10 protein-coding genes are annotated in these 12,252 nt (G+C 68.1%); 4 read left to right on the top strand and 6 right to left on the bottom strand.

The genetic code is table 11. The features are described from left to right. Position 1: 1 nt before the first annotated feature. Genes upp through ACMUOO_RS06660 form a run of 6 tightly spaced genes read right to left on the bottom strand, consistent with a single transcriptional unit; the run spans position 2 to position 5,659 of the window. Entirely contained in the window at positions 2-634 is a 633-nt protein-coding gene (upp, locus tag ACMUOO_RS06685) for a uracil phosphoribosyltransferase (RefSeq protein WP_301917532.1), read from the bottom strand. Beyond that, positions 627-1,610: an adenosine deaminase gene (locus ACMUOO_RS06680; RefSeq protein WP_301917547.1), complete on the bottom strand. Its 984-nt coding sequence runs from the start codon at positions 1,608-1,610 to the stop codon at positions 627-629. Before ACMUOO_RS06680 ends, upp begins: the two co-directional genes overlap by 8 nt. Beyond that, a complete protein-coding gene (locus tag ACMUOO_RS06675; RefSeq protein WP_301917531.1) occupies positions 1,607-2,815 on the bottom strand; it encodes a phosphopentomutase in 1,209 nt (402 codons plus the stop codon). Before ACMUOO_RS06675 ends, ACMUOO_RS06680 begins: the two co-directional genes overlap by 4 nt. Then, positions 2,815-4,122: a thymidine phosphorylase gene (locus ACMUOO_RS06670; RefSeq protein WP_301917530.1), complete on the bottom strand. Its 1,308-nt coding sequence runs from the start codon at positions 4,120-4,122 to the stop codon at positions 2,815-2,817. Before ACMUOO_RS06670 ends, ACMUOO_RS06675 begins: the two co-directional genes overlap by 1 nt. A 1-nt stretch (position 4,123) precedes the next feature. Next, entirely contained in the window at positions 4,124-4,516 is a 393-nt protein-coding gene (locus ACMUOO_RS06665) for a cytidine deaminase (protein WP_301917529.1), read from the bottom strand. A gap of 54 nt (positions 4,517-4,570) precedes the next feature. Then, on the bottom strand, positions 4,571-5,659 hold the full coding sequence (locus tag ACMUOO_RS06660) for a cupin domain-containing protein (RefSeq protein ID WP_301917528.1): 1,089 nt from the start codon (positions 5,657-5,659) through the stop codon (positions 4,571-4,573). Between the two features lie 133 nt (positions 5,660-5,792). On the opposite strand from ACMUOO_RS06660, the gene ACMUOO_RS06655 reads away from it, so the two are divergent. From ACMUOO_RS06655 to ACMUOO_RS06640, 4 genes are all read left to right on the top strand, one after another. Beyond that, a complete protein-coding gene (locus ACMUOO_RS06655) occupies positions 5,793-8,072 on the top strand; it encodes an NADP-dependent malic enzyme (RefSeq protein ID WP_301917527.1) in 2,280 nt (759 codons plus the stop codon). Positions 8,073-8,309: 237 nt separating this feature from the next. Next, a complete protein-coding gene (prpE, locus tag ACMUOO_RS06650) occupies positions 8,310-10,205 on the top strand; it encodes a propionate-CoA ligase PrpE (protein ID WP_413854957.1) in 1,896 nt (631 codons plus the stop codon). A gap of 168 nt (positions 10,206-10,373) precedes the next feature. After that, the gene (locus ACMUOO_RS06645) at positions 10,374-11,909 is read left to right on the top strand and encodes a response regulator (protein ID WP_301917601.1); all 1,536 of its coding nucleotides are present in this window, start codon (positions 10,374-10,376) and stop codon (positions 11,907-11,909) included. Then, positions 11,906-12,252, top strand: a 347-nt coding sequence (locus ACMUOO_RS06640) for a response regulator (protein WP_413854956.1), incomplete at its 3' end; no start/stop codon positions are given. The genes ACMUOO_RS06645 and ACMUOO_RS06640, both read left to right, overlap by 4 nt.

Here is a 12,252-nt window from a genome sequence, read left to right as displayed (position 1 = left end):
CCTATTTTGTGCCGAACATGCGGTCGCCCGCATCCCCTAGCCCAGGGACAATATATCCATGGTCATTCAGGCAGTCGTCCACAGCGGCTGTGACGATGGGCACGTCGGGGTGCGCCTCCTTCATCCGCGCCACACCCTCGGGCGCGGCCAGAAGACACATGAAGCGGATGTTCCTGGCCCCTGATTTCTTGAGAAGTTCCACCGCCGCCGCCGAGGAGTTGCCGGTCGCCAGCATCGGGTCGAGGGCGATCACCAGCCGGTTCTCCAGTTCCGAAGGCACCTTGTAGTAGTACTGCACCGGCTGCAGCGTCTCGGGGTCGCGGTAGAGCCCGACGAAGCCGACCCGCGCCGCCGGAATGAGTTCCAGCACCCCGTCGAGCAAGCCGTTGCCGGCCCGGAGGATCGAAATGAGTGCGAGCTTCTTGCCGTCGATCACCGGGGCGTCCATGGCGCACAGGGGCGTCTCGATGTGCTTTGTCGTCATCTCCATCTCGCGGGTGATCTCGTAGGCCAGAAGCTGGCTGATTTCGCGCAGGAGGCGGCGGAAGGAATTGGTCGAGGTGTCCTTTTCCCTCATCAGCGTCAGCTTGTGCTGCACCAGCGGATGTTTGACGACGGTCAGATGCTCAAGCATGCGCTTTCTCCAGTATTTTCAGAAGCTTCTTGCGTGTTTCCTCAGTGCAGAACGCAGCTTCCGCCGAGGTGCGCGCGATCACGCCGAAGACGCCGTCGTCCCAGTCGAAAGCCTCGGCCAGCAGAGCGTATTCGCGTTCCATCGTGGTGTGGAAGAAGGGCGGGTCGTCGGTCGAGACCGTAACCTTCACGCCCCTCTCCCTCAGGCGGTGGATCGGATGGGCGCGGAAGGACGGGTAAAGCCCGAGCGCCACGTTGGAGCCGGGGCAGACCTCCAGCACGGTGCCCCGCTCCGCAATCTCATCGACGAGCGCGAGGTCCTCGATGGCGCGCACGCCATGGCCGATCCGCTCGACGCGGAGGTCGCGGATCGCGTCGCGCACGCTTTGCGGCCCGCCCCACTCGCCGGCGTGGCAGGTAAGCCTGAGCCCGGCTTCGCGTGCCGCATCAAAGGCCCAGGAGAAGTCTTTGGGATTGCCGGACTTTTCGTCCCCGGCAAGGCCGAAGCCGACAAGCCAGTCTCCGGCCGTCTCGACGGCGCAGATCGCCGTCTCCCGCGCCTTCTCCGGTCCGAAATGGCGGATCGGCGTGACGATCCCGCGCATCACGATACCTTCCTGCCGCTCGGCCTCTTCCGCCGCCTCGCGGATCGCGGCAAGATAGTCGCGCCAGGCCGAAAGATCGCGCCCGCCGCAGAAATCGGGGCTGAGGAAGGCTTCGGTATAGATCACGCCCGATGCCGCGCTTTCCGCCAGCACGGCGCGGGTCAGCCGTCTGTAGTCGCCGGGCGTGGTCAGGACCGAGGTCGCGGCTTCGTAGACCTTCAGGAAGTGCCAGAAGTCGGTGAAGGCGTAACCGCCACGCTCATCGAACACCCGGCCGATGTCGATGTGCCTTTCCGCGGCCAGCCCGCGGATGAAGGCAGGCGGCGCCGCGCCTTCGAGGTGCAGGTGCAGCTCCACCTTGGGCAGCATCAGAGGAACGACCTCCCAGGTCCTTCCGGCGCCACGCCGAGATGCGCTGCGACCGAGGCCCCCACGTCGGCGAAAGCCACCTGGCCGATGGGTCTTGCTCCTCGCCCCCATCCGACCACCGGCGCCCGTTCACGGGTATGATCGGTCCCCACCCATGTCGGATCGTTGCCATGGTCGGCGGTGAAGAGCGCGAGGTCGCCGGGACGGAGCAGGGCGAGGAACCCGCCGACCTTCCCGTCGAACCATTCGAGCGCGCTGGCATAGCCCGACACGTCACGGCGGTGGCCATAGAGCGTGTCGAACTCGACGAAGTTGGCGAAGGTGAGCGATCCGTCCTCCGCCTCCTCGGCCGCGGCCATCAGATGATCGAAGAGCACGGCATCCGGCCCCTTCTTCACGTCGTCGATCCCGCGCATGGAGAAGATGTCGCCGATCTTGCCGATGGCGTGGACCTTTCGTGCCGCCGCGTGCACCCGGTCGCAAAGCGTCGGCGCGGGCGGCGCGATGGCGTAGTCGTGGCGGTTCGCGGTGCGCCTGAAGTTGCCGCAATCGCCCACGAAGGGCCGCGCGATCACCCGCCCCACGCGCATCGCGTGCAACGTGGGTGCAACGTCCTGGCAGAGCTTCAGGAGGCGGTCGAGCCCGAAGGTCTCCTCATGCGCGGCGATCTGAAAGACGCTGTCCGCCGAGGTGTAGCAGATCGGCCAGCCGGTCCGCATGTGCTCGGCGCAATGTTCCTCGATGATCGGCACGCCCGAGGCATGGCAGTTGCCGAGCGTGCCGCCGGTGCCGGCGCGCCGCGCGACCTCGTCCATCAGCGCCTGCGGAAAGGCGGGGTGCGTGTCCGGGAAATAGTGCCACTCCCAGGGCACCGGCACGCCGGCAAGTTCCCAGTGACCCGACGGCGTGTCCTTGCCGCGCGACACCTCGGTCGCCGCGCCCCAAAGGCCCGAGGGTTCGGTGCCAAATCCCGGCATCGCGGCGCCGGAGGCAAGGCGCACGGCCGCGCCGAGACCCAGCGCGCCGAGGTTCGGCATCTTCAGGGGGCCGCTGCGCCCCTCCTCCGCCCGGCCCGCCGCGCAAGCCTCGGCGATATGGCCGAGCGTGTTGGCGCCGGTGTCGGGCGTATCGCCATTGAAGAACTCGCCCGCGTCGGGCGCGCCGCCCGCGCCGGCGCTGTCCAGCACGACCAGGAAGGCGCGCGGCATCAGCCGATCCTTTCGTGGATCAGCGCGGGCTCCTCCGGTTCCTCCCCTGAGAGGCGGATCGCGGCGAGAACCTCGGCGACGGCCCGATCCGCCTCGGCCGCGCTCGCCGCATGGACGCGGGCGATCGCCTCGCCCTTCTCGACCGGCTCGCCGAGCGGCAGGATATCGGAAAGGCCGACGGAGGGATTGATCCGGTCGCCGCCCTTCAGCCGGCCGCCGCCGAGATGGACGACGGCATGGCCGAGCGCCTCGGTGTCGATCCGGGCGACGAAGCCTGTGCGGGCCGCCGTCACGTCGCGCACGACGCGCGCCGCCGGAAGCCGGTCGGGATAACGTTCGACAAAGTCGGTCGGCCCGCCGAGGGCCGCGACCATGCGGCCGAAGCATTCCGCCGCCCGACCCGATTCCAGCGCCTCCTCGACCGCGTCGGCCCCCTCGCCCGCGTCGCCGGCAAGCCCCGCGAGCGCCAGCGCCTCGCCGCCGAGCGCCACTGTCACGTCCCAGAGCGCCTGGTTCACCGCCACGCCCGTCATCGTCTCCATCGCCTCGATCACCTCGAGCGCGTTGCCGGCGGTGGAGGCGAGCGGCTGGTCCATGTCGGTGATGAGCGCCGCCGTCCGGCAGCCCGCCCCGTTCGCCGTGTCGACGAGCGCATGCGCCAGCGCGCGGGCGTCCTCCATCGTCTTCATGAAGGCGCCCGAGCCGACCTTGACGTCGAGGATCAGCACCTCGAGCCCCGCCGCGAGCTTCTTCGAGAGGATGGATGCGGTGATGAGGTCGATCGATTCCACCGTGCCGGTGACGTCCCGGATCGCATAGAGCCGCCGGTCGGCCGGGGCGACGTCGGCCGTCGCCCCGACGATTGCGCAGCCGACATCGGCGACAAGGCGGCGAAGGTCCTCCACCGTCACGTCCGCGCGGTAGCCGGGAATCGCCTCCAGCTTGTCGAGCGTGCCGCCGGTATGGCCGAGCCCGCGGCCGGAGATCATCGGCACATAGGCGCCGCAGGCCGCGAGCGCGGGCGCGAGGAGGATCGAAGTGCTGTCGCCGATGCCGCCCGTCGAATGCTTGTCGACGACCGGCCCCGGCAGGTTCCAGTCGAGCACGCTGCCGGAATCGCGCATGGCAAGCGTCCAGGCCACCCGCTCCGCGTCGCTGAGGCGGTTGAGCAGAACGGCCATCGCGAAGGCGCCCGCCTGGGCGTCGGTCACCTCGCCCGAGGCGAGACCGCGCGCGAACCATGTCGCCGCCTCGGCCGGCAGACCCTTCCGGTCTCGCACGCCCGCGATGATCTGGCGGGCGTCCATCTCAGCGCCGCTCCATATGCGCCGCCTCGAACCGCCCGGGCAGGAGATCGCCCACGGTCGTGTCGAGCCGCTTGCCGTCGGTGGTGGCAAGCGTCACCGGCGTGTCGTGGCGGCCGAACTCCGCGAGTTTCTGGCGGCAGCCGCCGCAGGGCGGCACCGGGGCGGGGCTGTCGGCGATGACGGCGACCTCGATGATCTCGGACTCTCCGGCCGCGACCATCGCGGCGATGGCGCCCGCCTCGGCGCAGGTGCCCTCGGGATAGGCCACGTTCTCCACGTTGCAGCCCGCATAGATGCGGCCCGACCGGCCGCGCACGGCGGCACCGACCTTGAAATGCGAATAAGGAACATAGGCGTTTTCCCGGACCGCGCGCGCGGCATCGATGAGCGACATGTCACTCTCCCTCCTGGGCGCCGAGACTGCGCCCGCGGGCGCGGCGATGCAAGATCAACCGCCCGTTTCCGTGGCAAAACGCCCCGGCAGCGCGACCTCGAGAACCTCCACGTCGTCGCTCGGGTCTGCCCAGCGCGTGCGCATCCCCGGCGGGATGACGAAGGCATCTCCGGGCGACAGGCGGAACGGTTCCTTCCCCTCGCCCTCAAGCGTCATCCCGCCCTCCATGACGAAACCGAACAGGATGTCTGCATCGTGGCGCGCCCAGGCCGGCCTGCCTTGGCCCTTGCGAACAACCTGCACCCCGGCCACGTCCTTCGTGTTCGCGGAAATGGTGGTATCGCGGCAGATGTAGCCCGGCAGGCGGAAGGGCATCCAGTCTGCCCCCCTGGCGACGTTGTGGACGAAGCGTTGCCCCTGCCATTCGCGCTCGGGGCGCAGCCGGGCCGTGGGCAACACCATCTCGTGGTCGATCTCGGTCACATGCTCGGCCGGCACGCCGATCTCGATCACCTCGATCCCGTCGGAGGCTTCGAGCACGCGGTGGCGAATCTCGGGCGGCTGAATGAAGCAGTCGCCGGCGGCAAGCCGGATCGGCCCGCCCTGGTCCTCGTAGACCACATCGACCCAGCCGCGGTAGCAGAAGATGAGCTGGAAGCCGACCTTGTGGAAATGCACCATGTCCGGCACCGGGCCGCCATCGGGTATGCGAATATGGCTCGCGATGACCGCGCCCCCAAGGCGCGAGGGTATGAGGTCGCGGTACTGCATCCCGGCCCGGCCGATGACCCAGGGCGCCTGGTCGGCCAGCCGGCGAACGACGAACGCGTGTTCCGTCGCGGGCAGGACGAGCGGCGGGTTCAGTTCGTCTATCGTCACCCGCGTACCGCCGGGCGAGGTCAGGTCGCGTTTCCCGCCGGCGACGGTATCGGGCGCCGCAGCATGAAGGCGCAGGTGGCCCGGTGTTCCCGACGCGTCCTGGTCGAGCCTGAGCCTGAGCCCATGCCCGGAGAGGACTGCGACCGCGGGATTGTCGGCGGGGTAGATCATGTCGAGCCGGAAGCCGAGCGTTCTGGTGAAGAACGGCAGGTCCTGGCGCAGGCTCTCTGTCGGCAGCACGATTTCGGCGCGAATTTCGGACATTCCCCCTCCCCGGCGTGGTATCAGGAGAGTGTGGGGGCGTCGGCGGATTTGCAAGCGCCAGCGCCACGGCCGAAGGGACTACCGCACGAGCGGAATTTAGTTTAAGGCTAAACCAGTTACTGGGAGGGCTGGAATGGACGAAGCGAGGCAGGAGAACGCGCGCCAGGCGGCGCTCGACTATCATGAGTTCCCGAAGCCCGGAAAGCTCGAGATCCGCGCCACCAAGCCCATGGCGAACGGCCGCGACCTTTCCCGCGCCTACTCCCCCGGCGTCGCCGAGGCCTGCCTGGAGATCAAGGCCGCTCCGGCGACGGCAAGCCGGTTCACCGCACGCGGCAATCTCGTCGCCGTGGTCACCAACGGCACCGCCGTCCTCGGCCTTGGCAACATCGGCGCGCTTGCCGCCAAGCCGGTGATGGAGGGCAAGGCCGTCCTGTTCAAGAAATTCGCCGATATCGACTGTTTCGACATCGAGTTGAACGAGTCCGACCCCGAGCGGCTCGCGGATATCGTCTGCGCGCTGGAGCCGACCTTTGGCGCGATCAACCTCGAGGACATCAAGGCGCCCGACTGTTTCGTCGTCGAGAAGATCTGCCGCGAACGAATGAACATCCCGGTCTTTCACGACGACCAGCACGGCACGGCGATCGTCGTCGGCGCCGCGGCGACCAATGCGCTCCACGTCACAGGCAAGCGGTTCGGGGATATCAAGGTCGTGTCCACCGGCGGCGGCGCGGCCGGAATCGCCTGCCTCGACATGCTGCTGAAACTCGGCGTGAAGCGCGAGAACGTCTGGCTCTGCGACCTCGAAGGGCTCGTCTATCACGGCCGCACGGCGCAGATGACGCCACAGAAGGCGGCCTATGCGCAAGGTACCGTGCCGGCGACGCTCGACGAGGTGATCGAAGGCGCCGACCTCTTCCTCGGGCTCTCCGGTCCTGGCGTCCTGACCCCTGCCATGGTGGCGAAGATGGCGCCCCGCCCCATCGTCTTCGCACTCGCCAACCCCACGCCGGAGATCCTGCCCGACGCCGTGCGCGGCGTGGCGCCGGAGGCGATCATCGCCACCGGCCGGTCCGACTTCCCCAACCAGGTCAACAACGTCCTCTGCTTTCCCTTCATCTTCCGCGGTGCGCTCGACGTGGGCGCCACCACGATCAACGACGAGATGGAACTGGCCTGCATCGATGGCATTGCCGCGCTCGCTCGCGCGACGACCTCTGCCGAAGCCGCGGCCGCCTACCGCGGCGAGAAGCTGACCTTCGGGCCCGACTACCTGATCCCGAAGCCCTTCGACCCCCGGCTGATCGGCACGGTCGCCACGGCGGTGGCAAAGGCGGCGATGGAAACCGGCGTGGCCACACGGCCGATCGAGGACCTCGAAGCCTACAAGCGCAAGCTCGACGGCTCGGTCTTCCGGTCCGCCCTTCTCATGCGCCCGGTGTTCGAGGCGGCGCGCTCGGCCATGCGCAAGATCGTATTCGCCGAAGGCGAGGACGAACGGGTCCTGCGCGCGGCCAATGCGATGCTGGAGGAGACGACCGACCGGCCGATCCTCATCGGCCGGCCCGAGGTGATCGAGCGGCGCTGCGAACGCGCCGGCCTGCCGATCCGTCCGGGCCGTGACTTCGAGATCGTGAACCCCGAAAACGACCCCCGCTACCGCGACTACTGGGGCAGCTACCACGAACTCATGGCCCGCCAGGGCGTCACGCCCGATCTCGCCCGCGCGATCCTCAGGACCAACACCACCGCCATCGGCGCCATCGCCGTCCACCGCGGCGATGCCGACAGCCTGATCTGCGGCACGTTCGGCCAATATCTCTGGCACCTGAACTACATCCGCCAGGTGCTCGCGCGGGGCGGCCTTGCCCCGCACGGCGCGCTCAGCCTGATGATCCAGGAAAACGGGCCGCTCTTCATCGCCGACACCCATGTGAACGCCGTTCCCACGCCCGAACAGATCGCCACTACCGCGATCGGCGCGGCGCGCCACGCCCGGCGCTTCGGCATCACGCCGAAGGTCGCGCTCTGCTCGCAGTCGAACTTCGGCAGCATGGCGAGCGATTCCGGCCAGCGCACCCGCGCGGCGATGGAGATTCTCGACGCGCGCGAGGCGGATTTCATGTTCGAGGGCGAGATGTCCACCGATGCGGCGCTCGACCCGGACCTGCGCGAACGGATATTCCCAGGCAGCAGGCTTCAAGGTGCGGCGAACATCCTCGTCTTCGCCTACGCCGATGCCGCGAATGCCGCGCGCAACATGCTGAAGATGCGCGCCAACGGGCTCGAGGTCGGGCCGATCCTGATGGGGATGGGCAACAAGGCCCATATCGTCACGCCCTCGATCACCCCGCGCGGGCTTCTGAACGTCTCGGCCATCGCCGGCACGCCGGTGTCGCACTACGGCTGAGCCGCGAATCTCCCCGTGGAGGCTCTGCAAATTCCGGCGAAGCGAGGGGATGTGTTGCAAAGCAGCCCCTGACTTTGCCGCACGGCGCGTAGTCTACCTGGCTTTGCAAATATCGCCGGCCCGTCGGTGCCCGATTCTGCAAATTCTTTCGTCCTCGGGCGGGCTGTGACCGGTAACGCGCTTGCCGCACGCGTCCGCACTTCGTAACAGATATCCCACGGTTCGGAGGAGGACACGATGGCATACAAGGACGTCTATGACGGCTGGAAGGCCGACCCCGAGGCTTTCTGGATGCAGGCGGCTGAGGCGATCGACTGGGTGAAGGCGCCCACGAGGGCGCTCTTAGCCGACAAGGCGCCGCTCTACGAGTGGTTCTGCGATGCCCGCGTGAACACCTGCTGGAACGCGGTGGACCGCCACGTGGAAGCCGGGCGCGGCGATCAGCTCGCCATCATCCACGACAGCCCGATCACCCATTCCACCAAGGGCATCACCTACCGCGAACTGCGCGACCGCGTTGCGTCGCTCGCCGGGGCGCTTCGCGCCAAGGGCATCGAAAAGGGCGACCGCGTCATCATCTACATGCCGATGGTGCCCGAGGCGCTCGAGGCGATGCTCGCCTGCGCGCGGCTCGGCGCGATCCATTCCGTCGTCTTCGGCGGCTTTGCCGCGCACGAGCTTGCCGTCCGGATCGACGACGCAACGCCAAAGGCAATCATCGCCGCCTCCTGCGGGCTCGAACCGGGACGCGTCGTGCACTACAAGCCGCTGCTCGACGCGGCCATCGACCAGGCCAGGCACAAGCCCGATTTCTGCGTCATCTTCCAGCGCGAGCAGGAGGTGGCTAAGCTGATCGAGGGCCGCGATTTCGCCTGGCACACGTTCCAGTTCGGCGTCGAGCCGGCCGACTGCGTGCCGGTCGAGGGCAACCACCCGGCCTACATCCTCTACACCTCGGGTACCACCGGGGCGCCCAAGGGCGTGGTGCGGCCGACGGCAGGGCACCTCGTCGCGCTGAACTGGTCGATGAGGAACCTCTACAACGTCGGCGCGGGCGATGTCTTCTGGGCAGCCTCGGACGTGGGCTGGGTCGTCGGCCACAGCTACATCTGCTACGGGCCGCTCATTGCCGGATGCACGACCATCGTCTTCGAGGGCAAGCCGGTCGGCACGCCCGATGCCGGCACCTTCTGGCGGGTGATCCAGAACCACAAGGTGAAGTCCTTCTTCACCGCGCCGACGGCCCTTCGCGCGATCAAGCGCGAGGATCCGGAGGGCGAGCTCATCGGCGACTACAACCTGCGCAGCCTGCAGGCGCTCTTCCTCGCCGGCGAGCGGGCCGATCCCGACACGATCAAGTGGGCCCAGCGCCATCTGCGCGTGCCGGTGATCGACCACTGGTGGCAGACCGAGACCGGCTGGGCCATCGCCGGCAACCCGCTCGGGATCGAGGAGCTTCCGGTCAAGGTGGGCTCCCCCTCCGTTGCCATGCCGGGCTATGACGTGCAGGTGCTCGACGAGGGCGGCCACCCGGTTGCGCCCGGCACGCTCGGCGCCATCGCGGTGAAGCTGCCGCTGCCTCCGGGCACGCTTCCGACGCTCTGGAACGCCGAGGAGCGGTTCAGGAAGTCCTATCTCAACAGCTTCCCGGGCTACTACGAGACGGGCGACGCGGGCTACGTCGACGAGGACGGCTACCTTTACATCATGGCCCGCACCGATGACGTCATCAACGTCGCCGGACACCGGCTTTCGACCGGCGCGATGGAGGAGGTGCTCGCCTCCCACAAGGATGTCGCCGAATGCGCCGTCATCGGCGTGGCCGACGAGCTGAAGGGCCAGATGCCCATGGGCTTCCTCTGCCTCAACAAGGGCAGCAACCGGCCGCACGACGACGTGGTGAAGGAGTGCGTGAAGCTCGTGCGCGACCGGATCGGCCCAGTGGCGGCCTTCAAGCTCGCCTGCGTGGTGGACCGGCTGCCGAAAACCCGGTCGGGCAAGATCCTGCGCGCCACGATGGTGAAGATCGCCGACGGCGAGCCCTGGAAGATGCCCGCCACGATCGACGACCCGGCGATTCTCGACGAAATCGCGGGGGCCTTGAAGACGCTCGGCTATCCGGCTGCGCGGTAGGAATGCAACAATGCCGATGGTGCCTGCGGATTGGTTCCGCAGGCACATGGACCTGACGTTTCAGACAGGTTGGCGCGACCCTTGACGTCGCGTAAAACCTCAGCACCATGCAACCGCAACTTGTATTTCCAGCCGCGCGGCGCTCCAATCCGGACACGGAGGGAGAGTGTGAGTAGCGACCGTTCCCAGGCGAGTTCCCGGCCCGTGCCCGATCTCGATGCCGGCAAGATGACGCTGCTCGGCCACGATCTGCGCGCGGCCGTGTCCGACATCATCGGCGGGTTGCGGCTCATCGACCTCGCCAGCGTCGACGAGCCGACGCGGCTGCAACTCGAACGCGTGCGCGCGTCGGGAGAAATCCTCGCGCGGCTGCTCGAACAGGGTCTGGCACAGATTCTCGGCGAGGACGATTATGCCGCGACCCACCCGGCGAACCTGCAGATGCCGCGGTTCCTCTACGACATCGAGATGCGCTGGTCGGGCCGGGCGAGCGAGAAGGGTCTCGGCTTCCAGATGACGGTGGCCGAAGACGTGCCGGCCGTCCTCACCCTCGACCGGATCGCGCTGGAACGCGTGCTGTCGAACCTCCTGTCGAATGCGATCAAGTATACCGACGCGGGCACCGTAACGCTCGACGTGACGATGGCTGCGTCGGGCGCGCTCAGGCTCACGGTCACCGACGAGGGGCCGGGGTTCTCATCCGAGGCGCTGGCCCGGCTCTTCGAGTTCCAGGGCCGGCCCGAGGGCACATGCAAGCCCGGCGAGGGGCTCGGGATGCACATTACCCGCCACATGGCGGGCCAACTCGGCGGCACGATCAGCGTCGAGAACCTCGCCGCCAGACCCGGCGCACGCGTGACGCTCGACCTGCCGCCGGAAACCTGGACCATCGCCGCTCCCGATCAGGCGGTGGAACTGCCCGATCTCAGCCGCACCAAGGTCCTTGTGGCGGAGGACAACCCGACGAACCAGACCATCATCAGCCACATGCTGGCCCGGATGGGCGCGCAATACGAGATTGCCGACGACGGCGTCGAGGCGCTGCGCTGGCTGGAACGCGAAAGCTTCGACCTCGCGCTCATCGACATCGAGATGCCGCGCATGAACGGCATCGACGTCATCCGGACGCTGCGTGCCAACGGCAACTGCCACCGGCGCCCGCACATGCCGGTCATCGCCATCACCGCCTATGTGCTCCGCGCCAACCGCGATGCGATCTATGCCGCCGGCGCGGATGCGATCCTTGCAAAGCCGCTGGCCGGGCTCGACACCTTCGGGCTCGCCATCGCCAATGCCCTCGGACGGCGACAGAACGCGGAGGTCGGCGCCATGGCCACGGCCGGGGCGGATCACACGTTCGACCGCTCCACCTTCGACCGTCTGATCGAGGTCGCGGGACCGGACTCGGCGCTCGAGCTTCTCGACCGGCTCGCGGCAGACCTCGGGAAATGCGAGCGCAGCCTCGGCGCCGGACTCGGCGACCAGGATTCCCTGGCGGTGCGCGCGGAAACGCATGTGCTCATCGCCCTGGCCGGAGCGGTCGGGGCAGTGCGGCTCCAGACGCTCGCCGAGGTGCTCAATGCGGCGGCGCACCGGCACGACCCCTCGGCCTTCGATCGCTTCGGCGCCGAGGCGATGAGCCAGCTCGACCGGCTGATCCGCTTCGTGACCGAGGAACGCGCGCGGCGCGGAGAGGCCGCATGACCTCGCCACCGCTGCTTCTGATCGAGGACACGCCGTCCCTGCAGCTCGTCTATCAGTCGGTCCTCCGTTCCGCCGGCCACACCGTGCGCTGCGCCGACGATGCGGCTTCCGGTCTCGCCGCGTTCCGCACGCTCGCACCTCCGGTCGTGCTTCTCGACCTGATGTTGCCCGACCGCGACGGACTCGACCTCATGGGCGAATTGCTGACGCTGCGCCCGGAAACGCGCGTCATCGTCATCACCGCCAACGGCTCGATCAACAAGGCCGTCGCGGCGATGCGGGCCGGTGCCCACGAGTTTCTCGTCAAGCCCTTCGACGAACAGCGCTTCCTCGCGGCGATCGA

The organism is Albidovulum sp., from assembly GCF_041919395.1.
In the GTDB taxonomy this organism is placed as follows: domain Bacteria; phylum Pseudomonadota; class Alphaproteobacteria; order Rhodobacterales; family Rhodobacteraceae; genus Albidovulum.
The sequence above is the reverse complement of the archived record's forward strand: the minus strand, read 5'-3'. Positions and strand labels throughout refer to the sequence as shown.

What these genes read in the sequence shown, in the direction of transcription:
- upp (WP_301917532.1), bottom strand. Translation starts at nt 634, where the DNA reads ATGCTTGAGCATCTGACCGTCGTCAAACATCCGCTGGTGCAGCACAAG.
- ACMUOO_RS06675 (WP_301917531.1), bottom strand. Translation starts at nt 2,815, where the DNA reads ATGCCGCGCGCCTTCCTGGTCGTGCTGGACAGCGCCGGCGCGGGCGGC.
- ACMUOO_RS06670 (WP_301917530.1), bottom strand. Translation starts at nt 4,122, where the DNA reads ATGGACGCCCGCCAGATCATCGCGGGCGTGCGAGACCGGAAGGGTCTG.
- ACMUOO_RS06665 (WP_301917529.1), bottom strand. Translation starts at nt 4,516, where the DNA reads ATGTCGCTCATCGATGCCGCGCGCGCGGTCCGGGAAAACGCCTATGTT.
- ACMUOO_RS06660 (WP_301917528.1), bottom strand. Translation starts at nt 5,659, where the DNA reads ATGTCCGAAATTCGCGCCGAAATCGTGCTGCCGACAGAGAGCCTGCGC.
- ACMUOO_RS06655 (WP_301917527.1), top strand. Translation starts at nt 5,793, where the DNA reads ATGGACGAAGCGAGGCAGGAGAACGCGCGCCAGGCGGCGCTCGACTAT.
- prpE (WP_413854957.1), top strand. Translation starts at nt 8,310, where the DNA reads ATGGCATACAAGGACGTCTATGACGGCTGGAAGGCCGACCCCGAGGCT.